Source organism: Pedobacter sp. PACM 27299 (assembly GCF_001412655.1).
Classification (GTDB): Bacteria; Bacteroidota; Bacteroidia; order Sphingobacteriales; family Sphingobacteriaceae; genus Pedobacter.
The window spans coordinates 2,623,294-2,645,738 of record NZ_CP012996.1 but is presented as its reverse complement, the minus strand read 5'-3'; the positions used below and the strand labels follow the sequence as shown (position 1 = coordinate 2,645,738).

The following is a 22,445-nucleotide window of genomic DNA, read 5'->3' as shown; positions in this document are numbered from 1 at the left end:
TTAATAAATTGGCGGTGCATATTTCCTTTGAATGGTGGTTAAATAAACCTTACCATTTACTACTTCAATGGTGTTTACGGTAGCGAATGTGGCCGGATTGTTCTTGCCAGAGTGGATGTTGACCAATACGTTAGGCAGTATTGCCGCATTATCATTGCTTGTCATCCTGATTTTACCGTTTTGCAGACAATTCACAGAAACCCAGTTTCCACCATTATCCGTAGAACCGCCATAGTATGGATTGGTGGTGATGTCCATTCCCGGCACAAAAAAGTCGAACCTAGGCCAGATGTTGGTGGTGATGCCATTGGATGATTTACTGGCCCAGATCGGGAAGCTGGAATAAGGGCTCACTGCTGGACTTTCCGTATTTAGCTTCACATTGGCGAAGTATTTCCCTTTGTAGCCTGTTACGGTGGCCCCTTGGGTACTCAATATATTCTGATTTTCGAAAAGCGAAAGGTAAACGTTCATGTCGTCTTTCATTCCCCATTGAAAACTTGCCAATAAGAAATTGTCTTCTTTAAGGGACTTTTCTGCCTGCCAGTATCCTTTTGCGCTCATGTTATAGAAATTCACATAAGCCAGTGAGTCGGACAATGGGAGTTTATGGAAGATCTCCTGACGCAGTAATACCCCTGTTTTCTTGCTGACAAAGTCTTTCTGCAGCAGGTGCAGCGTATAGACTTCCTGATTGGTCAAATTGATGGTGGTATCGATCAGGATGTCCTTTTTAAGGTGGGTTTCTAATTGAAAGAAGGGCACCGTATTTTTAGGTCGGTAAGCAAACATGATGCGTACTTTTCCAGATGGCACCTGTGCCCAGCTGCTCAGATCAAAACCGTTTAAAATCGGACCTACCAATACATTCTCTTTTCCAGGGTATTCCGGGTTATTTACCGAAGTACTGGTTCCAATATGAGATGGATATGGCGGTGCATAAGCATCCCGCTGGTCCAGGAAATCACCTACAATTTCTGCACTTACGGGCATCCCGCTGGCATCCACTACCGGATTGATGAACATACAGAAATACGGTACTTTATTGTCTTTACTGCCCAGCGTTTGCACGTAGTTCAGGTTGTTGAACACGCGCAGGTACGCAGGCTCCTTAATTTTACTGTATTCGACCTTTACACAGCCGGAGGTCAGCAGCAGGAAATTACAAGCGACCAGCCAGACGAATGTTTTGTTCATTAGAAATAATCTATTCTTTTTCATCAGATGATATTTTTTAATAGCGTATGAAGCGATCATTAGCGGATTCATAAGGGCTTTTGCTGCTTTCATTATTTGTTATGTTTGATAATGATCATTTTTGCTTTGGTGGCTGGTACGCTTCCCGTTCCAGATTGCCCAATTAAGCTAACCGTATAAATACCAGGCTCATGGACAGGCAATTCCCTTCCTGGCCTCAGGTATAGGTCTTTGTTGGCGATAAAAGCATCGCTTTTCAGCACCTGTATATCGCTTGCCCAAACCCCAGGAACCACGTTAGGCTTAGAACGGTAGGCCATTACCTCATAAGAATTTGAGGCGTAATCACTGCTCACATAAGGACGTTCAAACAAAGGCATCCCCGGCTGAAGGTTGACCCCAGCATTAGGATTGTCCTCGCCGCTGGAAATAGGCTGACCGTTATCCAGCGTGAAAGTGAGATAAGGATTGCCGGCCGACAGGTTTAAAAACCTTTTAAAGAAGAAGTAGCGGTACTGATTTCTAGCATAAGTAGCATCTTCCTGTTCAGGGCCACCGGTATAAGTTGCACCGCTCAAATCGTTGGCAACGATTAACAATTTAGCTGCTCCTGCAGCATCTGGCGATAACCAAGCCGTATAATTCTGCGCAGAACGAAGTACTTGTGATCCTGAAGCAATGACCTTCCCTGAAGCATCTACCGCTTCAATGGTATGTGTGCCCTGTATGAAATTACTATAGTCGCCGGATGCGCCAAAACCAAGACCGCTGGCAATCGTTTTACCATCTACTCTGAAACTTACTTTTTCAGTGTTCAAAGCATTCACACCTTGTACTCGGAAATAGCTATTGTTAACAGGAGCGGTATTGTCATTCAATATCTGGAATGAATTCTGGTAAGTATCAGCGGTTTCCGAATTCTCATTGATTAAATAATTAAAGCGCTGTGGAGCGATTAAGATCGTGTAAATCCCTCCAGGCTGATAGGTTTGAATCGGTGCATAAACTAAAGCAGTAGAATTGCTGATCGTTCTTGGAATCGTAGAAGTTGGCGGGTCTAATATGGTATACTGGTTCAATTCAGCACCTAGGGCAGGCATTTGTCGGCCGTCCGCCATCAGTACTTTAAACTGGTAGGTGCCATAAGGCAGCTCTACATATTCAGAAGCCACATCAACGGAATTCATGTTGCTGGTTCGCGTATTCACAAGCGTACCATCTGAGTAAGCCAGGGATACGCGGCCCGTTAAATCTTCCAGGGCTCCACTGCTGTTGAAAGCAGGGTTCTTAATTTTACCGGAAAGGTTGACGATCCTGATTTTAAAGTGATCAGGTTTTGAAGGTGCCGAGACCCCTCTTTTCACAGGAACTACATCCGGCTGTCCTTCCATCGCAAAAGTTGGCATCAGGAAATAATCCATTGGATTGCTGTAATCGTTTTTGATCTCTGTTTTAATATCAGTACCTAATGTGGGCTGATAAGACCGGGTCATGAAGTCTAATTTTACGGTTTCCTGTGCATTGAAAAGGTTTTGCGGGATGTACCAGCTCTTAGTCAAATAGCCATTCACAGGGAAATACGAAGTTCCCGGTAATTTTGGAGGCGATCCTGGAGTTGGAACTGGGGTTAGAAAACTGGTCAGGCTATCACCATTGGCGATCACCTGATTGTAAAGCGAAAGATTGATCACCCTGGCCGTAGAATTCACACGGTTCTCTGTTAAAACGCGGTTATCAGCCTCAAAATTCAGCTTATCCTTTTTACAAGCCTGAAATAAGAGCATTGCCGTCAGGAAAAACAGGGGGAGGAATTTATATTTTAGCTTGTTCATTATTTAAGAAGGTTATAGGTAAAGCCCAGCATAATTTCTGCACCACGGGTAAAACTGCGGTTGATGTATTCGTTACCGTACCATTTACCACCAGTCTGAGGATTTGCATAAACGGTTTTGATGGCCGGATTCAGGATGTTCTTCGCATATCCTTTAAATTTCACGCTCTTAGTGATGCGCTGACTGAATACAAAATCTAATACCGGTACCGGCTGGGTGTACAAATCAGGCTCACCGGTCAGGTTAATCTGTACCAAACGCTCTCCTACCATGTTAAAAGTCATGGTTAAATCAGAGCCGGATTTTGGGTTTTCATAGTTTAACCAAAGGTTGATGGAATAAGGTGCCTGCTCAAACAGCGGAGAGTTTTTTGGCGTATAACGATCCAGTGAACGGATGGCTTCATAACGTTCCGGTGTTTTTTTGATGTCACTCTGTGCGAGTAATAGGTTAGAGCCGAAGTAGAAATTCTTCAAAGGATCATATAAAGCACCCAGACTTTTCACTACTTCTAGCTCCAATCCCCATACCCTACCAACGTTAGGATCGTTCTGGAACTGGATGGTTGGAAACTCCGGATAAGTGGCCGCTAAACCTGCAGTTTGCAGACTGAACACCTTTACCAATTGGTTTTCAATACGTTTGCCGAAGGCGGAAACCGCAAGCACCTCCCCTTTATCCGGGAACCATTCCCATCTGAAGTCCAGGTTTTGCGTAGATTGGTTTTTCAGGTTTGGATTACCGACTACCAATCCCATCTGGAAAGCGTCGAACTCAAACACATTGGTGATTTCCCTTAACTCCGGACGGGCCAGCGTAGTGTTGTAAGCCGTACGGAAATTCATGTTGTCGTTTAAGGTATAAGTGGCGTTGACCGAATAATACGGCTTGAAACCAGTTTTATAAACGGAATTCGGGTTGATTGGATTCAATGGAATCCTTCCACCGCTGGCACCTCCTGCAGTTAAGGAAGGGTCTAAGAATACCCCTGCCGTATCTACTTTGGATCCGATATTAGTGGTTTCGAAACGGACACCACCTGCTACACGAAGCTTTTCCGTGATTTTCAAATCCACCATCCCGTACAGGGCATTGGTTTCAAAGTAGCCGGTGTAGTTGTTCGGAGATTTTTGTGTGTTGTACAAGAAACCACCGATAGGCATCATGCCCTCGCCCTGATTGGCTGCAGGTGCCTTTACACCGATGATCTGATTGCTCACCAGTCGGTTTAAGTTGCCTTCCACATCATACAATGGGATAGATTTATTCGAGGTAAAGTTTGAGCCCGGCAAGAACAGCTGATTCTCTGTAAATGAACGGTCACGGAACAAATAGTTGATCCCTGTTTTAAACTGCTGGGTCTGTCCGAATAGTTTAAAAGGGATGCTCAAGTCTGCTTTATAGTTGTAATTCTTCTCATCCAGGTTACGCCATCTGCGTCCGTTTGGTTCTGCCTGCATGATGCCATAAGGACCAAATCCATTCACATAACCGGAGGTTAAAGCGTAAAGATGTTTGGTATAAGTTAGGCCTTCAGTAGTACTTCCTGCACCAATTCCCGGTCTTGAATACCAGCCACCGCCTCTAGGCATATAGTCTACTAAGCTGGCGAAACGGAAATCCGGATCGTTTTGTTTAGACCTGGAGCTGGCCACATTATAGCTTAAACGAGGCGACATTTCGTTATCCAGAAATTTATGCTCTCCCTGTAAATTGAAGGTATTCAGGTTACGGAAGGTCTGTTTCAGAGAATAAGTAGTCGTGTATACATCGCCCGGTAAGCCGGTATATTCATAACGACCGTATAGGTTGGTCGCCTTGCTTTCTCCACCCCAGCTGCCCAGATATTGCATACTGATTTCGTTTCTGCTGTTGAAACGATAGGTTAAACCGGCTAAAGTACCGTAGTTTAGCGTTTCTATACCTGTATTTTCTTTATAGGTCTGGTATTTACCCATATACAGACTGTTTGGCGTGATGTAGTTTGGAATATTCCGCGGACTGTATACATCGGTATTACCAGTCACCACCCCTTGATAGATACTGTATTGGGTTAAATCTCCCCCGGAAATATCAGTGATGCGTCGGTAGTAATTCCCGCCCAGGATCAAGCCTATTTTATGTTTTTTAAATACATCAAAGCTATTTCCATAGGTCGCCGAATACAGCTGATTTAAGGGTGCTTTTTTGTATTGCGTAGTCATCACCGGATCAAAAGACTGCATGATGCTATTGATGCGGTTGACTTCCTGATAAGCACTTGGGCTATAATTGCTGTTGGCAATCATGTTTTGTATAGAACCCAATCCGTCTGGATATTGCTTGGCCAGGTTTTTAAAATCATTGCTCAGGTTCTTGTCCTTGATCTTTCCACCGAAAGTCCCCATGTCACTGTTCCAGAAGCTATTGTACTGACCACCTAAACCTACATTTGAATTTAATCCGCTTTGCGCGATGATTTCAAAAGTCTCCTTTTCAGGAACAGATTTAGTTTTCAGTTCCACAATACCCGCTGCTGCATCTGCAGGTTTATCCGGCGTTACGGTTTTATAAATGGTGATGTTGTCTAATAAGGAAGCGGGTACTAAATCTAGTGGGATCGTACTGCGGTCTGGATCTGAGGAAGCTAAACGAACGCCATTCAGCTGTCCGATAACACTTCTATCGCCCAAACCACGGATCGCTACATATTTATCATCGGTTACCGTTACCCCTGATACGCGCTGTAAGGCCTGCGTAGTGGTGATACTTCCGGTACGTTCTATCAATTGAGAAGAAATCGCGTCCTGGATCACGGAAGATTTTTTTCTTTCGTCCAATACGGCAACTTCTGTATTCGCTTTTCTTCTGGCCTGCACAGTCACCTCATTTAAGGCATTGCTGGAAGCCGTCATGGCGATATTCAGGTTAGCGCTGTTTTTATCCACTTTTACCGTTCTGGTGTTGTAGCCCATGTAACTGAATACCAGGGTCACCTCGGGTTCCGTAATTGTGAGGCTAAAATTACCGTCTACATCTGTGGAGGTTCCGCGCTGCTGGCCTTTGATCTGGATAGATACGCCTGGTAAACTTTCTTTGTTTGCCGCGTCAGTTACCCTGCCCGTGATCCGCTGCTGAACCGGGATGGCTTCAATCACTACATAATGCTCCACCACTTTATACCTTAAACCGGAATTGGAAAGCACATTTTTAATGGCTTCCGCAACGGTCATATCATTTGTGGTCAGGTTTACTTTTTTGGTACTGATGTCCAGCACCTTCTGTGGAAGCAGAAACTTTACGCCAGTCTTGGCTTCTATATGTAGCAGGCTTTCTTTTACCCCAACTCCTTCCAGTTTCAGATCCACCTTTCGGTTCAGATCCTGGCCAGTTACGGTGTTGGCATACAGCATGCCTACCATGGTCAGCTTAGTAAACAACAGGACAAATGAACATCTCATCAGCAAATAAATTATTCTTAAAAATCTGGAACCACCGGGTTCCTCCAAAAGTGAAGGATTAGCTATTGATCCTTTTTGCATATATTTGAATGTTATACGTGTTAAAATGCCCTTTGGGCGAATAATAGGTGTATGAGCCGGTTTTCCGGCTGCCATTTCAACCTGCCTATGTGTCGTCGAAAACATGGAAGGCAGGACGAATTTTAATGAAGCGTTCCCTTTAGCCTGCCAGGGCCATTGGGAACGTTTTTTTTTGAGTAACTAATCCGTCATAACCGCCTTTCCTTATTTAATAATGATGTTTTTACCTTGTATCTGATATTTGAAATGTGCGCCGGCACTTAAAACCCGCAGCGTTTCATTTAAAGGAATGTTGTCCTGAAGGGTGACCGTCAGCACAGCTGCTGCTTTTTGCGGAGATTTGAATGTAAAGCGAACATCGTAGGAACGCTCCAGCTGCTCCGCGATTTCCTGAATGGTCTGGTCTTTGAAAACCAGTCTTGAATTTCTCCATCCCTGAATATCTGCAACGGCAATTTCGCTGGAAACCGCCCGGTCATTTAAGGTTTTTAAACTCAGCTGCTGTCCTGGGGTCAAGATGGCGAGTTCCTCTCTTTGGCCTTCTTTTATACGATCTACTCTTACCTTTCCGGTAGCCACCTGCACTTGAAAGGGTTTTCCAGTGATGGCGTTTACTTTAAAGGAAGTTCCCAATACCTGGGTGCGAATGTTTTCTGTCTGGATGATGAAGGGCTGTGCAGGATTCTTTGCGACTTCGAAAAATGCTTCTCCTTTTAAGGATACACTTCTGATCGAATCTTTAAATTGCTCAGGATAGGCTAAAGTACTGCCCGCTCCCATGTAAACGATGGTTCCATCGGTTAAGGTGATCTTTGCACGCTGCCCCTTTACCGTAGTAAAAGTTTTCATGGACAATTGAATTGCTGCTTTAGGAAGTTCTTTTTCCTGGGAGCTGTTCAATGTATAGATCCCTATTCCTAAAATGACCGTACTCAATACCGCAGCATATTTTAGAAAGTTGTTCCTGCTGAAAAAGCCTTTAATGATTTTTGGGCTATGGCCTGATGATACGGCTTTACGCTGTTCAAATTTAGACTGCCATCTGATCAGCTGTTCATCAAGTTCTACAGGCGCATTCGTGGCGCACTCCCATTCTGCGGCTGATTCTTCAGCGATCAGTTCCTGTAAAATCGCCTCGGTACTTGGTCTGCCTAAATACCCGCGTACAACTTCCAGCTCGCTGGGGGTACAAGTATCCTTCAGGTATTTTTTTAGTAGTTCTTTATCTATGGGGTGTTGCATATCCTATCTCCTTCAATAGGTATAGCGCAGAAAATTAGTGGTAGGGTGAATGGGTTTGAAAAAATAATTGAATTATTTTATGAACCAGCAGAAAAGCGCAATTACAGAGGTAACATCCAGGTATTCATGTAAACTTTTACGCAGGTGATTCAAAGAATAGCTCATGTGACTTTTCACTGTGTTTGCAGAAAGGTTCAATTGATGGGCGATCTGCGGGTAGGTCAGCTCTTCCTCCCTGCTCATTTCATAAACTTTGCGTCGCTGTGGACTCAGTTCATTCAGTTTTTCCTGGAAGCAGGCTTCAATTTCTGTATAGATCTGGTTGTGATCCGCATGTCTGGAATCCGGCATGGTTTCTTCATGGTAATCTTCCAGTGGCTGGGTAGCTAAAGTCTTTTTGCGGAAGAAGCTGATCACGCTGTTGCGTATCGCCCTAAATAAATACGCTTTCAGGTTTCCATCGGGACAAAAGTCGAGCTGTCTTTTTTCCCATACCCACAGCATCAGGTCCATTGCCAATTCTTCGGCAACTTCCGGATCACGCACATATTTTAAAGAGAGCGAGTAGAGTGGTTTGAAATATCGCTGAAAGAGCAGATCAAATGCTTTATCATTTCCATTGCGACAAGATTTCAACAACTGATGGTCTGATAATTCACTTAATTCTTTCATAATCTTCCTGAATCTAACGGTGGCAAACCTAGCAGGAAGAAATAAGCTTATAGTTAATGTGGAGTTATGTGATTGTTAAGGCGCAAAATAAAAGCGGTATCTTTAAAAAGCGCGTCACAACCGGGAAGGTCATAGAAATTGTTCTTTTTCATCTCCGCTAGGTACGCTGGCTGGTTCAGAATTTGGAAAAAGAGGTAATCATATTCAGCGTTTTTTTCTTTTGCAATTTTAGTCCCCTGATGACATAGGTAAGTCAGCAGTTTAGTTCTTTTTTCGAAGTCTAACGTATCATGTTCCTTTTTCAGGCTGATATTTAAGATGTGAAGCCTGAGGTTTTCCAGATAACCAGGGTTCTCCTTATTGCTCAATGTCTTCAGTACCTCGAATGCGCCTTCATGAAAAATCAATTCTCCATTACAGCCGGTTCTCCATAATATTTCAGCAAGGACCTGTTCTGGCCAGCGCAATTCCAGGCTCCTTTTCAACAGCCATTCCAATAATTTAGGGTCATCAGTATAGCCGAAATCAGTAACCAGGTCTTCCAGAAATGCAGCATCGTTTTTAATCAGCCAAGGCAATTGGGATTTATCATCGTTGATGAGGTATATATTACGGATCACTAACTTTTCAATAATCCTTTTCCTATCCGCAGCCAGGTCTGTATTGTCTTTCCAAGGAGCGGTTTTACTGTTTTTGGATTCCAAAGAAGATAGATCAGGATACATGTTTTCATAATCCATGATTCGAGGCAGGGCGAAAAGCTCCGTGATAAAATTGTCTTTTTTAATGACATATACAGGATTGCTGTCGCAGAGCGCGCTCCCTTTGAAAACAAGTTCTTGATTACAAGCCGGGCTCGCATATCTTTCTGTATTCGCTGCCGGGTCAAAATGGATGGCTAAATAATTGGAGCTGGAATTAGGATCGATCTTTCTTCCGAATATTTTCAGTATTCTTTCCGCGAACACTTCATCGCTAACGGGTTTAAAACCGTATTTCAGCAATTCATTTTTAAGAATGGGTACCGTTACATCGAGGTCCTTTTCCGTGTATATGAAGTTTTCATCTTCTCCTCTTTTGAGTTGTTCAGATAAAACTTGGATCAGTTGCTGTGTTTGATTTGAGGAGGAAGGTACTTTGGATTCTTCAGCAGATTGCTTTGAGGTATTTTGGCAGGCCGTAATCATTGTGGCCAGCAGCATCGTATATATGGTTTTATTTAGGGTCGATATGCTCATTTTTCAGGTCGTGGACCGGTTATTCTTAGTTTATTGAAAGGGGATTATTGGATGGGGCCATGCTAAGTTATTCCTTGCTTTTGATCAGCATCATTTGATACAAATCCACCATCACTATTTTATAAGGCTGATTAATTTCAGCCTGCTTTGGAATCACAAATTTGATGACATCTGGCTTTGTGAATGCCCAGGTAATATTGGTATGGAGGGTATCACTTGGTTTATTTGGCCCTTCATAAGTATGTTTGTAATGTTGTACCTGCTGTAATTTACCAGAATGATCGCCGTTAAAACGAACCTCAATAAACCGCTTAATTATACCATCCTTCAGGTTATTGCCATTAGAATGGTAATAATTATCAGTTAAAACCTCATAATTGTTATAAAATGCACGGCAGTTCTCCGTTTTACACCAATCTTTAAATTTTGGGCTAACCATATATATGGTATCCGCATTTTTAGTATAGCTTAGATTCCAGGTATTGTTGGCTAGTAAACTGTTGATATCAAATTGCTGATTTGTTCTCTTTAGAAAAATAGTATCTATTTGATAATTCGCTCCTTTCGCTTGTCCGCCGCCACGGGGGTTAAACAACGAAATCGCATCACTGTTAAAACCTTCTTTTGTAATTGGTTCCATCACATTTACCGGAGGTGCTTCCATCATCATGATTTCTGAAAGTAAAAACTTGTTATATCTTCTTTCTGTGAGGTAAAACTTTCCATTTTTATCTGTTCGTGTTTCTCCGACCCGACAATCCGCTACTGGTTTTTTATCGTAATCTACGATCACACCTGACATAGCAGGCCTGGACAACCTGGAAACGCAGGAAGACAATGACACCATCAAAACGAGCGGCAATAAGATTTTTAGTTTAATGAATTCGGTTCTTTTGCAAATTTTCATGTATGCTCAGTTTTTATAGGCCAGTTTTATCGGCCAGTTTTTATCGGCCAGGCTTCTTTTTGATGATCCACCTGATTTGTTCAGCGAGCTTCCAATATCTTAATTTAAAACAGAATACCTGCATTAAAATGGCTTCCCCACAGAAAATTGACAGTTCTTCTAATGACTCTGCTGTTAAACCAAACATTTACCACCTCCTGTTGTTGTTTTTGTGTTTAAATCAGGTAAAAACCTGGATTTCGACCTTTAAAATTAAATGTATAGGATATGCTTATAAACGAACTTTTTAACCTGCAAGGGAAAGTTGCCATTGTAACCGGAGGTGGTAATGGGATTGGTAAAGCTTGCTGTGAGACGCTTGCGGAAGCTGGTGCTGCTATTGCTGTGGCCGATTTGAAATTAAAAGATGCAATAGCAGTAGTCGAAGAGATCATTGCTAAAGGCGGTAAAGCCATTGCGGTTGAGTGTAATGTGACCAATGATGAGGACTTGGTTCGGCTTGTGGAACGTGCTGATCAGGAATTAGGTGGTGTTCATATCCTGGTCAATAATGCGGGCGGAGGTGGCGCTGGTCGCGAAAACCCCTTTAAAATCACGGTAGATGACTTTGCCCGCGTATTCAAGCTGAATGTTTTCAGTGCCTGGCGACTTTGTCAGCTATGCGTGCCTTTAATGAAAAAAGATGGTTACGGAAGCATTATCAATATCACATCGATGAGCAGTATCAACAAAAGTCCGAATATCAGTGCTTATGCCTCTTCTAAAGCCGCCATCAACCACATGACCAGCAATCTGGCCATGGATTTCGGTCCGGAAGTTCGCATCAATGCAGTTGGCCCCGGGGCTACCAAAACTGCAGCCTTAGCGACTGTGCTGACACCAGAAATTGAAGAAAGGATGCTGGCACATACGCCAATTAAGAGATTAGGGGAGCCATCAGATATTTCTGGAGCTGTATTGTATTTTGCTGCTCCTATTTCGGAATGGGTAAGCGGACAAACCCTATTTGTGAATGGCGGTGGGGTTCAAACCCTTGACTAATTCCGAAAGCTTTATTAAATCTCAGACCATGATGATATGAAAACAGGCCTCATTTATAGTAAAAATGAGGCCTGTTTGCTATTCGATTCCCTTAATCGGGTGCTAATTTGTTAATCGTTTAACACCTTGGCAATCATTTTATCCAACTTTGCTTTATCTTTTGCATAAGGCGCAAGGTTAAAAAGCTTTACTGTTTTAAACTCTATAGGATGACTTTCGCTCTGCAGAGAAATATAACCGCCTGTAAGCGCTTTTCCATCCTGCTTCATTTTCGGATCAAAGTTAGAGACGTTTCCTCCACCAATTTGCGGTTTAGTATACTCCAATACCACTTCTTTATCAATGATGTGTTTGATCACTGAATCTCCTAAAACCAGAAAATCAGCAGTTACCCATTGATCGCCATCATAAGTTTTCGATTTAGAATCCAGGCAATGCGGAGTAAATAGTTTCCCTTCATATACGATTTGCGTACCTGGCGTACATACATTACTGGTATGACGTACATGTTCGCCATCGCCTCCTAAAATTTGTCCTTCTACAGATATTGGGAAATCCTGGTTTTTAAGCATTGTTTCCGGCGCCTGACAATGCAGCATCGCTCCACTATTTCTTATCGCCCATCCTTCTCCTCCTTTAGCCTGCTCGCCAACAAAACGATAGGTGACTCTTAGCAGGTAGTATGAAAAAGGTTTTTTGTAAAAAATATGTCCATATTGCTGATCAAAATTCTCATATCCATCATAGTTTACTTTGATCAGGCCACCTTCTACACGGAAGGTATTTGCATAATTGTCGTTATAGTCATGTTTGGAGATTTTAATGTTCCAATCCTTCAGGTCTTTCCCGTTAAAAAGATTGGTCCAGCCTTTTTGAGCAGCAGCATGGCTTACGAATAAGAAGCTGAGTGCGGCAATAAGAGATAAGTTGATTTTTAGTTTCATATTTCATTTTATGGTTGGTTTAAAAATAGGGATTAAAATCACATCAGTCAATAATTATCCTGCTGATGTGCTAAAAAATTAACCTTTATTAAAATAAAGGGCTTGATTCAGAGAAAAAAAATGGACTATAGCCTGACTACTATCTGTTCATATATTCGTTAACTTTAACAGTAAAGCCGGGGATGAGTAGAAAATTTCTGGTGGCGCTTAAAACATTCTGGCGTTAACAAAAGTTATACGAAAAATAATAGCTCAATAAAACTAAATAAAAATGGAAATCATGAATGATCAACTCCCTGCTCATGCTACAGTAAGCCGCCATTTTTCGGTATCTGCGGAAGATGTATTTGATGCCTGGTTAAATACCGCAATGATTGGAAGGTTTATGTTTGGTCCCGAGGTCCGGGATGAAAAGATTATCAGTCTTAAATCCGATCCTAAAGTTGGCGGATCCTTTTCCTATATTGTAAAGCGGGAAGCGGATGAGGTGGATCATGTCGGTGAATATATGGAGATCAACAGGCCACTGCACCTATCTTTTACCTGGGCAGTACGCTCGGATTCACCTGATCACTCTGAGATCGTGATTGATATCATACCTAATTCTACTGGTGCTGAACTTACCCTGACTCAGAAAATGCCAGCGAACTGGGCTCATTTCGTGGAAAGTGCAGAAAATTCCTGGACAAAGATGCTGGATGCACTAAACAAAATTCTTTAAGTACTATAATTATATCATAAAAATAGCGCCTATCCTCAGGATATGCGCTATTTTTTTATTTGATTTTCTCGGTTATTCCCAGGTCGTAGCAAAAGGCTTAGGCTCATAAACCGGATAATCTTCAGCGGATGGATATTCAAGAAATATAGACATAATGTTAGTGTTTATATTTAAAACCCTTGAGCGGGGAAATAGTTTTAATAACCCTTGAAATCTATTTCCGGGACAATATCTGAAAGATCCGGAGGCATTTCCGCCTGCACAAAAAGTAATTAGTTAAAAAAAACTATTAATTTTAAAATATACTAAATCGCGAAAAACCGCATTAAAACCCCAATTAGAAGGGAAAATGAACTATTGTAAAATATTTTATTAAAAAAACTTAGATTTCTTTTAAACAATCCCTATTTTACACTTGTTATTCACTATCGTTGAGCAACTACTTAAATGGAAGCGATAACACTTATCTTTAATAACTAAATAAAATACAATGCCAGAAGGAACAGTAAAATTTTTTAATGAGTCAAAGGGATTTGGCTTTATCGTACCTGAAAACGGAGATGCAGAGATCTTTGTACATGTAACAGGATTAGCAGGCCCAGTTAGGGAGAACGACAAAGTTACCTATGAAGTTGAAAACGGCAAAAAAGGCCTAAACGCAACAAATGTTAAAGCCATCTAATTGATCGATGATTTAATCAAAGCATCTCCAAAAGAGATGCTTTTTTTTGTTTCTAAACGGCATTGGCTAGCAGTATTAAAAAAACGCTCCTCCTAATTGTGAAAAAGCGGCCGTATTTCGAGTGAAATCCGTACCGCCTCAATTTTAATTCTTATTTCGCTTTGCTCGCAGCATCCTGGATTTTTAAAACCCAGGCATATTTGCCAGGCAATTCTGCCGGCAGTTTAACCAATACCTTCCCGTTATTGCTGGTCCAGTTTAATGGTTGATTCAAGCCTAACAAATAGGTTTTAGATCCTTTTTTTGGCTGAATAGTCGCAATGGATATTTCATTGTTCTCCTGTTTATTAAAGATGGCGTAGGTAGTTTTACCATCTTTACCCTGCGTAAAGCGGATATGGTCCCCTTCTTTATAGTTTTCCAGGCTATTTGTCGAATAGATGGCTTCTTTATTCTGTTTCAGCCATACCCCCATCTCTCCCAGTCGTTCTACACTTGGAGCAGGAATTTCACCTGCGGCATTTGGGCCTACATTTAACAGGTAATTTCCTCCTTTTGCAGCTACATCGATTAGATTATTGATCAGTGTTTCTGCTGATTTCCAATTCTGGTCGTTTTTCACAAATCCCCAGTTGTTGTTGATGGTCATGCAGCTTTCCCAATAATCCTGAGAATTGGTTTTTAGGATTTCCTGTTCCGGAGTCCCGAAATCTCCAGCTGCATTTTCATATTTATTCATCCCTTCCATCCCTCCACGGGCCTTGCTGATGCGGTTATTGATCACTAAAGATGGTTTTAGAGCGCGTAAATAGTTATAAAGATCTTTCCCCTGTTCTTCCGTCCATTCGGAAATCCATTCTCCATCAAACCACAATATGGCGGGGTCATATTTCTTAATCAGCTCTGCCAATTGCGGCTTTAAGTACTCTTCTCTATATTTCGCGAAATCGGGTTTCTGCGCCGGTTTTTGTTTCGGATTGGCGTTTGGATGGTGCCAGTCCATGATGGAATGGTACAAACCGAATTTGATACCTGCACTTTTACAGGCATCCGCCAGCTCTTTAATCACATCTCTTTTAAATGGCGTCGCATCTACAATGTCGTAATTTGTCACCTTACTATCCCACATACTGAAGCCGTCATGGTGTTTCGAAGTGATCACTATATATTTGGCACCTGCCGCTTTCGCAATGCTGACCCATTTTTTTGCATCAAACTGCTGAGGGTTAAATTGTGCCGCATATTTCTCATATTCCGCGGTTGGAATGTGATGCGTTTCCATAATCCATTCTGCACCACCATCCTTTCCATTGTAAGTACCGGCAGGAACCGCATATAATCCCCAATGGATGAACATTCCGAAAGTATCATCATGCCACCATTGCATCCGCTGTGTTTTTGCGGCTTTCGATTCTTCTAAATAGTTCTTTTGGGCAAATACCGAACAGGACAAGGCCAGGCCGGCAAACAGCAAACAGCTCTTTTTCATAGTTTTATCATTTGGTTATTACAAATAACGGATTTAAGAGCTGCTGCAATTCTGCGATAATGCCAAAGCATTCAACGATTTTAGCTTTGGCTTCTTATGAAATTCCAGAAGCTGATTTTTCTTCTGGTTACAAAGCCCAGCTTTTCATAAAGTTTTATGGCTCCGGTATTGCTTTCGGCAACATGCAGGTAGGGTGTTTTATTTTCTAAAAGGATCTGTTTTGAAGTATGGGCTACCAACTGTTTGGCATAGCCCTTTCCTGTATGCTCCGGATGTGTCACTACGGCACTCACTTCCGTATAAGCATCCATGTTCATCCTCTCACCAGTAACTGCTACCAGTTGATTGTCTTTATAAATCCCGTAATAATTACCCAATTCAGGTGTTTTATCTTTGAAGTACCCGGGTTGTACCAGGTTTACCAATCTAAGAAGATCGGCTTTCTGCTCCGCTTTTAAGGGAATGATAGCTTCTACTATATCAACCTCTATTTTGTCAGAAAGCACCATTTGAAGGCATACCAGGTCTTTGTTTAAGGTTAAGGAAGCTGGGTAATTGGGCTGTTCGCCCACCACATAAAAGGAAGCAGACAGTTCTGAATAGTCTTTTAAGTGTTTTTCGGTGGAATCTAAATTGAGGTAACCACCAAAAGGGCAATAGTCTGGATGGTAGAATTTGACCTGAGCATGGTTGCAGACCTGAGCATGGTCGCTGACCTCAGCATGGCCGACTGAGAATTTGGCATGGCTTTCCGTTAATGAAAACCAAACGGGGTTGTCTAATTTATTTTCGTCTTTGATCATAGGTTTCGAGCAGCCGATGTGTGTTTTTTTACACGTGCTGGCTGATAAATATAAGATTCAAAGCCCAGCAACTCAAGTAAAAATACCGTTAATGAGCTTCAGATTGCTTTTTTAAGCAGCACATTAACGGCATCATGAACACGATCATCAATGGAATGATCTTCTTAAAAACGAAGGCTAATCGTATTTCAGTGCCGGATAACCCAACAACCTTCTCCACAATGCCAGCTGACCAATGATACTAGCTTCCCGATAAATCGTAAAAGTAATCATCTCATCATAAGTCATTTTCATGAAACCCATATCGATTTCACTGTCTAACTTTTGATCATCGATTGTCCGCAATGCTTCCCGGGCAATCGGGCTGATCATCTCCCAATCTTTCAAATATTCTTCTTTTGTAGGATACTTTGTCCCTTCCTGTATCCCTTTATGATCCGCAAAGAGCTCATATCCGGTTTGCTTAAGCCCCGGATTGGTCTCGGCAGTCATCCAAAACCGCTGTCCCACCAAAGAGCCGGTCAGCCAGGCCAGATGGTTTGCCTCCGTATTTAAACGGTTGTACATATCTTCTTCCGAAATTCCTGTAATTGCCTTCGCCAGAAAGCCGGTTTGTATGTCAAATAAAGACAGCAGCCCCTGCGTTCTGTTACTAACGGTGTTGTTTTCCATGGTTTTATGATTTTATTTTCAATCCGATCAATAACTGTGATTAAAGTTAAACAGCTATTTTTAGAATTAAAGGGGAGTAAAACGTCAATATTAAGGGGTAAATGCGCCAAAAACAGAAACTTAATCACAAAAACTGTGTTATGCTTTCATAAACCTGGAACATGCTCAAGAATCAACCGCGAAATTCTAAATTCGTCATCAATAAACCAGTCTTTTACACCTCGATATTACTGGTTGTATGTAGCCTGGCACTGTGCCTGCTCTTTCAGAAATCCTTAGACGCCTGGTTCGACAATACAAAGCTGTTGATTACACAAAACCTGGGTTGGTTTTTAATCCTGACCGTCAACTTTATCCTTGGTTTCTGCTTGTATCTGGCCTTTGGGAAGTTTGGCAGAATCCGACTTGGAGGAGAGGATGCGGAACCGGAGTTCAGTAACATTTCCTGGTTTGCCATGCTGTTCAGTGCAGGAATGGGCATAGGAATTATGTTTTTCAGCATTGCTGAGCCTGTTTCCCATTTCAGTCACCCTCCGCGCCCGGCGGGTTCCGAACCGGAACTGGCCATACAAGCGATGGAGTTTACGGCCTTACACTGGGGACTCCATGCCTGGGCAATTTATGCGGTAGTCGGACTTGCACTTGCTTTCTTTTCTTTCAACAAGAAACTCCCGCTTACCTTCCGTTCGCTATTTTACCCCTTTTTAGGAGAGCGTATTCATGGCTGGTGGGGACATTCGATCGATATTCTTTCCGTCATCGCCACCTTGTTTGGCCTTTCCACTTCCCTGGGATTAGGGGTACAGCAAATGAATGCAGGTTTAAATTTCCTTTTCGGCTGGGATATGTCTACCACCCTCCAATCTTTTATCATCATCATCGTGACTTCTATCGCCACCATTTCAGTGGTTTCTGGCTTAGATAAGGGCGTTAAACTCCTGAGCCAGGGAAATATGATCATGGCTTTTGCGCTGATGCTGCTGGTCTTTGCACTTGGCCCGACCATTTATCTGCTAAAAAGCTTCATACAAAATACGGGATCATATCTGGCCGACTTCATCGAAATCAGCACCTGGAATGACAGCTACCGGCAATCGGGATGGCAAAATTCCTGGACCGTGTTCTATTGGGCATGGTGGATCGCCTGGTCTCCTTTTGTAGGCAGTTTTATCGCGCGGATTTCGAAAGGAAGAACCGTGAAGGAATTTATCCTTGGCGTTCTGATTGTCCCTGCAATCATCACTTTATTATGGATGACTGTATTTGGTGGAACCGCCCTTCATTTTATTCTGGAAGGCGACCATAGCCTGATCGCTGCCGTAAATTCCGACATCTCCACTGCCCTTTTTGTATTCCTGCAGAAAATCCCTTTTACCCCCATCTTATCAGGATTAGCCATCCTCCTGGTCGCTTTTTTCTTCATCACTTCTTCTGATTCAGGATCCCTGGTGATCGACAACATCACTTCAGGTAACGCCCCCTATACCCCACCATTACAGCGTGTTTTCTGGGCTTTCCTACAGGCGATAGTCGCGATTGTTTTACTCTGGGGAGGTGGACTAGATGCCTTGCAGACTGCCGTGATTATTGCCGGACTGCCTTTTGCCGTCATCATTTTACTGATGTGTTACAGCCTGAAAAAAGGACTGCAGGAAGAGCTGAACAAGAATAAAAAGAAGCTGCGTTCTAAGCAGGAGAAAAGCTATAGAGACACTATTTCAGACCTGATGTCTGAACAGAAGTAACCCTTTAACAAAGAAAACAACATGGCATTAACCCCGAAAATAAATGTAATTGCAGGGCTGGATCTTTCTGAAATGGACCAGTCGCTCATTCAATACCTCCAGCTATTGTCCGAATTGCTGCCCCTAAACAAGGTGACTTTTTTTCATAACATCAAACAATCTGAGCTTCCTGAGTCTTTTAAAAGCCTCGATCAGCTCAATACCATAGCCAATACGCTTAAAAAGAAACTTTCTAATACTATTCCTGCCCTGCTTGGCGACCAATTGCCTTATGATGTTGAGATCAGTTTTGAGGACTATACAGAACTGGCTTTTCAAAAGATGGCCAGGAAAAAGCAAAGCAACCTGGCTATATTGGGCAATAAACAGCACCTGGAGGGCAATGGCGGGCTCGCTCATAAGCTGATCCGCATGCTTCCTTTTGAGACCATGCTCGTTCCGGAAACCTATAACCCTAAACCAACGAAAGTAATAGAGGCCATAGATTTTTCAAAATATACGGCTAAAGTCATGCAATGGGGCAGCCTTATTAAGAAATATAACCAGATACCGGAGCTGACTTTTCAGCCGATCAACATCTCTAAATTGTCCTGGAAGTTCTTCCCTGGGCTTTCCACTGCAGAAATCAAAAAGAATACGCAGGAAGATCTGAAGCTGAAATCGGAAAAGTGGGCGAAGCTTTATCCAACTGCTACGCCCTTAAAGGTGATCCCCGCAGAAGATAAAAATATCGCCTCCGCATTAATGTATCATGTTAAAAAAGAACGGGCAGATGTATTGATTATGGGTGTTCAAGGGGTTACTTCTGTGACGACACTGTTTATGGGCAGTGTGGCAAATGAAGTGCTCTACCTGGAAAGCGATGCCTGTTTATTGTTTGTAAAACACAGTATTGAAGGTTAAAACACCTCAATAGTTTTTATTGAACCGCCAGGTATTGGGCTATCATTTATTGGGCTATCATTTATTGAGATTTCATTTTATTCAGGTCATAAGTCAGTCCAAGCATAAAATACCGCTTAATGACTGTAAAACTCCGATGACTGATGAGATGACCAGCGCTACTCCTATTGAATCCAACGTTCTGGTTCAATAAATCGCTTCCCGATAGCGCAACCTTCAAAGTGTTTTCTTTTAAAAAAACTTTGCTGAGGGAGGCATTGACTATCATTCTTGAAAGCCCCTGATCAAAGACGGCTGTTTTACCAAAGTATTGATAAGCAGCTGTGACCATCGTTTGAAGCCTGAAAGGCAGGTATACCGTAAAATTCCCATCCCCTAGGAAACCTTTTCCATTATTGTGGTAATCAGGCTGTAATGAAGCACCGCCTAGGGTGTACGAAGGGCCCAAACTCAGGTTAAATTCATACGCGTTGGGCATCAGTTTAGAAAACCTCATTTGCACTTTGTAAGTATAATCATCCAGTTTATTGAGCACTTCATTTGATATATGGTAACTGGTATTACCGTTCACATTGAAATTCACCCCAACACTCATATCCAAGGTTTTAACCCTCCTGTCATAAAATAAAGAAAGATTCAAACTTCTGGATGGAAAATGCTGAAGGTTTATAAACTGCGTAAATGTTTTCCCTGCAGTATCAGTTTGTATCTTATTGACAATTGGCCGCATCACAGTTCCGTAATTCGCAAACACACCGATTAGCTCCCCATTATCAGGATGATAAGACTGGTATCCGATAAAAAAAGTTTGGCTAAATGAGGGGCTTAGGAGCGGATTTCCCTGGCTGATGTTTAGTGGATCATCATTTATCAAAACCGGCTGCAATTTGGCAATTGCTGGTGCAGCTGTATTTCCCTCATAATTGAAACGAATGCTGCGCTGCGGCGAAAGGGTATACTGAAAATTAAGCTGTGGATGCCAGAGCAGAAAGCTTCGATCGGATTGACTTTTAGTCGCCCTATCCCTTTGCTTAAAGGCAACCACACTCCCTTTTAACACAAAATTAAGCAACACCTTTTGCTTCGCCAGGCTGAAACTTAGTCCTGCTTCCTGTCCAAGCTGGCCCAGCTCAAAATCATTACTATACAGAGGATCTGGTGTATTCAGGAGCTGCTCATTTAAACGATCGAATGAAAACCTGCTCATCCCGTTATTGCTTCCTCCTAAGCCATAATTGAGCAATAACAGCAATGATTTCGAAACAGGTTCTGAATAGGTCGCGTTCATGTAAAGCCCTTGATTGGAAATATTACTGATTTTATTCTGATCAATATTTTCAATGGCTGGATCCATTTGTGAAACTGTGGTATTGGACTTGAGCTGCCCATTCATCTGCTGCTGTTCCAATGAAGTCATGAGCCCAATTGTGAAAGTCCGACCTTCTTTTTTCAGCTTCCTCAAGTATAAAGCAGAAGCCATAAAATGCTGTTCTTTTGAATCTTCCGACAAATATCTAAAGTTTTCAGTTTCCTTCATGAGTCCAGCTGAATCTTCCCGATGCAGCAACAGACTGGATAAAGCACTGTGCTTGGCTGCTCTATTTTTTAGCCCCCCATTCACTGTGATTTTCAGGTTTGCATCATTTGTAAGCTTTAAATCAAATCTGACATCCAGCTTTTGCCGGAACACTTCATTACTAAATTCTTCAGCGGCAGAGCTGCTGACCAGGCCAGATGGCAGGCTATTCTGACTACTGATCTCCTGTGTCCCGGTAGTTTTTAACGACCCGATTTTATAATTGAAGTTGAGGCTGTTTTCATTTTTATTCCATTTATTCTCATAATGTAAACCTGAAGTCCTGGCTAACGGAATCCCTTGTCCACTGTAATTGCCGTTACGTGACTCCAGTTCATCGTATCCAACCAAGTCAATCATATACCCCGAAACAGAAATATCTACGTTAGAAGAGGCGTATTTGGCGTTATCCTGCCAATTCAAACTCGTCGCCCCATTGTTCCCGGCTACTCCATAAACTGAGATCTGCTGCTGACCATTAAAATAATTCCCCATCATCTGGGTGGCGGCATAACCGCCATTTCCTATTCCTGCTTCTGTTTTACCAAAATAACCCTTCTTTTTATCCGCTTTGAGTTTGATGTTCATCGTCCTTACTCCTTTCCCATCGTTCCTGCCAATGAGCACTGCCAGGTCGCTTTTTTTCTCAAATAGCTGGATCTTATCCACCATATCTGTACGAATATTCCGGGTAGCCAAGGTAGGATCATCACCAAAAAACTCCTGCCCATCCAGCAATACTTTGTCGATCGTCCGACCTTGAGCGGTCAACTTTCCATCTTTATCCACTGAGATTCCAGGCAGCTGTTTCAGCAAACTTTCCACTTTATCATTCAAGTTCGACCGGAAGGCAAGCGCATTATATTCCGTAGTATCTCCTTTGATCCGGATGGGATCGACGGTCCCTAAAATCCTCACTTCTTTCAATAAATTAGTTTTCATCAATAGGGTAATCCTGCCAAGATCAAGGACTGGATTTTCTGGACTCAACTCAAATTCCGAATGGTAATCCTGATAGCCAATGCAGCTGAGCAATAAGGAAAACCGACCCGCTGTCAAGCCCCTTAATTCAAAGCGGCCGTTAGCAGTTGCTTTGGTCGAATTTTGCAGCACACCATGTTTTCTTATAACGAAATTAGTATTTAAAATCAAATAGTTAACTTCGCTATCCAATACTGATACTTTAACTGAATACTGAGAAAATCCGGGCAAAAAAAATCCTGCTGACCATACAATGGTCATTAAACATTTGAGTAACAT

Annotated in this window: 17 protein-coding genes; 5 read left to right on the top strand and 12 right to left on the bottom strand. The window is 42.3% G+C overall.

Annotated features, from left to right (window positions below):
* The 7 genes from AQ505_RS11160 to AQ505_RS11130 form a co-directional block, all read right to left on the bottom strand.
* Positions 1-1,221: a hypothetical protein gene (locus AQ505_RS11160; RefSeq protein ID WP_231635074.1), complete on the bottom strand. Its 1,221-nt coding sequence runs from the start codon at positions 1,219-1,221 to the stop codon at positions 1-3.
* A gap of 68 nt (positions 1,222-1,289) precedes the next feature.
* Positions 1,290-3,029, bottom strand: a complete 1,740-nt coding sequence (locus AQ505_RS11155; protein WP_062548254.1) for a DUF4397 domain-containing protein — start codon at positions 3,027-3,029, stop codon at positions 1,290-1,292.
* Positions 3,029-6,469 carry a TonB-dependent receptor gene (locus AQ505_RS11150; RefSeq protein ID WP_062550975.1) on the bottom strand — a complete coding sequence of 1,147 codons (3,441 nt, stop codon included), beginning with the start codon at positions 6,467-6,469 and terminating at the stop codon, positions 3,029-3,031. The genes AQ505_RS11155 and AQ505_RS11150 overlap by 1 nt, the downstream gene beginning before the upstream one ends.
* A gap of 285 nt (positions 6,470-6,754) precedes the next feature.
* A complete protein-coding gene (locus AQ505_RS11145; protein ID WP_062548253.1) occupies positions 6,755-7,792 on the bottom strand; it encodes a FecR family protein in 1,038 nt (345 codons plus the stop codon).
* 72 nt (positions 7,793-7,864) lie between these two features.
* Entirely contained in the window at positions 7,865-8,464 is a 600-nt protein-coding gene (locus tag AQ505_RS11140; RefSeq protein WP_062548252.1) for an RNA polymerase sigma factor, read from the bottom strand.
* A gap of 53 nt (positions 8,465-8,517) precedes the next feature.
* Complete coding sequence (locus tag AQ505_RS11135; RefSeq protein WP_062548251.1) at positions 8,518-9,702, bottom strand: hypothetical protein; 1,185 nt, start codon at positions 9,700-9,702, stop codon at positions 8,518-8,520.
* 67 nt (positions 9,703-9,769) lie between these two features.
* Positions 9,770-10,609, bottom strand: a complete 840-nt coding sequence (locus tag AQ505_RS11130; protein WP_157262309.1) for a hypothetical protein — start codon at positions 10,607-10,609, stop codon at positions 9,770-9,772.
* Positions 10,610-10,876: 267 nt separating this feature from the next.
* Between AQ505_RS11130 and AQ505_RS11120 the strand changes: the two genes are divergently transcribed.
* Positions 10,877-11,650, top strand: coding sequence for a glucose 1-dehydrogenase (locus AQ505_RS11120; protein ID WP_062548248.1), 774 nt, complete (start codon positions 10,877-10,879; stop codon positions 11,648-11,650).
* Between the two features lie 110 nt (positions 11,651-11,760).
* Here AQ505_RS11120 and AQ505_RS11115 read toward each other — a convergent pair whose 3' ends face one another.
* Positions 11,761-12,594: a 3-keto-disaccharide hydrolase gene (locus AQ505_RS11115; RefSeq protein ID WP_062548247.1), complete on the bottom strand. Its 834-nt coding sequence runs from the start codon at positions 12,592-12,594 to the stop codon at positions 11,761-11,763.
* Positions 12,595-12,874: 280 nt separating this feature from the next.
* Here AQ505_RS11115 and AQ505_RS11110 point away from each other — a divergent pair, with 280 nt between their 5' ends.
* Positions 12,875-13,315: an SRPBCC family protein gene (locus tag AQ505_RS11110; protein ID WP_062550974.1), complete on the top strand. Its 441-nt coding sequence runs from the start codon at positions 12,875-12,877 to the stop codon at positions 13,313-13,315.
* 490 nt (positions 13,316-13,805) lie between these two features.
* Positions 13,806-13,997, top strand: coding sequence for a cold-shock protein (locus AQ505_RS11105; protein ID WP_062548246.1), 192 nt, complete (start codon positions 13,806-13,808; stop codon positions 13,995-13,997).
* A gap of 151 nt (positions 13,998-14,148) precedes the next feature.
* On the opposite strand, the gene AQ505_RS11100 is transcribed toward AQ505_RS11105, so the two are convergent.
* The 3 genes from AQ505_RS11100 to AQ505_RS11090 form a co-directional block, all read right to left on the bottom strand.
* Positions 14,149-15,486, bottom strand: a complete 1,338-nt coding sequence (locus AQ505_RS11100) for an alpha-L-fucosidase (RefSeq protein WP_062548245.1) — start codon at positions 15,484-15,486, stop codon at positions 14,149-14,151.
* 80 nt (positions 15,487-15,566) lie between these two features.
* Complete coding sequence (locus AQ505_RS11095; RefSeq protein WP_062548244.1) at positions 15,567-16,289, bottom strand: GNAT family N-acetyltransferase; 723 nt, start codon at positions 16,287-16,289, stop codon at positions 15,567-15,569.
* Positions 16,290-16,466: 177 nt separating this feature from the next.
* Entirely contained in the window at positions 16,467-16,961 is a 495-nt protein-coding gene (locus AQ505_RS11090) for a hypothetical protein (RefSeq protein ID WP_062548243.1), read from the bottom strand.
* 161 nt (positions 16,962-17,122) lie between these two features.
* On the opposite strand from AQ505_RS11090, the gene AQ505_RS11085 reads away from it, so the two are divergent.
* Complete coding sequence (locus AQ505_RS11085; RefSeq protein WP_062548242.1) at positions 17,123-18,706, top strand: BCCT family transporter; 1,584 nt, start codon at positions 17,123-17,125, stop codon at positions 18,704-18,706.
* A gap of 21 nt (positions 18,707-18,727) precedes the next feature.
* The gene (locus AQ505_RS11080; protein WP_062548241.1) at positions 18,728-19,609 is read left to right on the top strand and encodes a universal stress protein; all 882 of its coding nucleotides are present in this window, start codon (positions 18,728-18,730) and stop codon (positions 19,607-19,609) included.
* A 61-nt stretch (positions 19,610-19,670) separates the two neighbouring features.
* On the opposite strand, the gene AQ505_RS11075 is transcribed toward AQ505_RS11080, so the two are convergent.
* Positions 19,671-22,445, bottom strand: a complete 2,775-nt coding sequence (locus AQ505_RS11075) for an outer membrane beta-barrel protein (protein WP_082461494.1) — start codon at positions 22,443-22,445, stop codon at positions 19,671-19,673.

Coding starts and splice junctions, on each gene's coding strand:
- AQ505_RS11140 (WP_062548252.1), bottom strand. CDS start 8,464: ATGAAAGAATTAAGTGAATTATCAGACCATCAGTTGTTGAAATCTTGT.
- AQ505_RS11160 (WP_231635074.1), bottom strand. CDS start 1,221: ATGAAAAAGAATAGATTATTTCTAATGAACAAAACATTCGTCTGGCTG.
- AQ505_RS11145 (WP_062548253.1), bottom strand. CDS start 7,792: ATGCAACACCCCATAGATAAAGAACTACTAAAAAAATACCTGAAGGAT.
- AQ505_RS11085 (WP_062548242.1), top strand. CDS start 17,123: ATGCTCAAGAATCAACCGCGAAATTCTAAATTCGTCATCAATAAACCA.
- AQ505_RS11135 (WP_062548251.1), bottom strand. CDS start 9,702: ATGAGCATATCGACCCTAAATAAAACCATATATACGATGCTGCTGGCC.
- AQ505_RS11095 (WP_062548244.1), bottom strand. CDS start 16,289: ATGATCAAAGACGAAAATAAATTAGACAACCCCGTTTGGTTTTCATTA.
- AQ505_RS11120 (WP_062548248.1), top strand. CDS start 10,877: ATGCTTATAAACGAACTTTTTAACCTGCAAGGGAAAGTTGCCATTGTA.
- AQ505_RS11080 (WP_062548241.1), top strand. CDS start 18,728: ATGGCATTAACCCCGAAAATAAATGTAATTGCAGGGCTGGATCTTTCT.
- AQ505_RS11075 (WP_082461494.1), bottom strand. CDS start 22,445: ATGTTACTCAAATGTTTAATGACCATTGTATGGTCAGCAGGATTTTTT.
- AQ505_RS11155 (WP_062548254.1), bottom strand. CDS start 3,029: ATGAACAAGCTAAAATATAAATTCCTCCCCCTGTTTTTCCTGACGGCA.
- AQ505_RS11090 (WP_062548243.1), bottom strand. CDS start 16,961: ATGGAAAACAACACCGTTAGTAACAGAACGCAGGGGCTGCTGTCTTTA.
- AQ505_RS11130 (WP_157262309.1), bottom strand. CDS start 10,609: ATGAAAATTTGCAAAAGAACCGAATTCATTAAACTAAAAATCTTATTG.
- AQ505_RS11100 (WP_062548245.1), bottom strand. CDS start 15,486: ATGAAAAAGAGCTGTTTGCTGTTTGCCGGCCTGGCCTTGTCCTGTTCG.
- AQ505_RS11150 (WP_062550975.1), bottom strand. CDS start 6,469: ATGAGATGTTCATTTGTCCTGTTGTTTACTAAGCTGACCATGGTAGGC.
- AQ505_RS11110 (WP_062550974.1), top strand. CDS start 12,875: ATGAATGATCAACTCCCTGCTCATGCTACAGTAAGCCGCCATTTTTCG.
- AQ505_RS11115 (WP_062548247.1), bottom strand. CDS start 12,594: ATGAAACTAAAAATCAACTTATCTCTTATTGCCGCACTCAGCTTCTTA.
- AQ505_RS11105 (WP_062548246.1), top strand. CDS start 13,806: ATGCCAGAAGGAACAGTAAAATTTTTTAATGAGTCAAAGGGATTTGGC.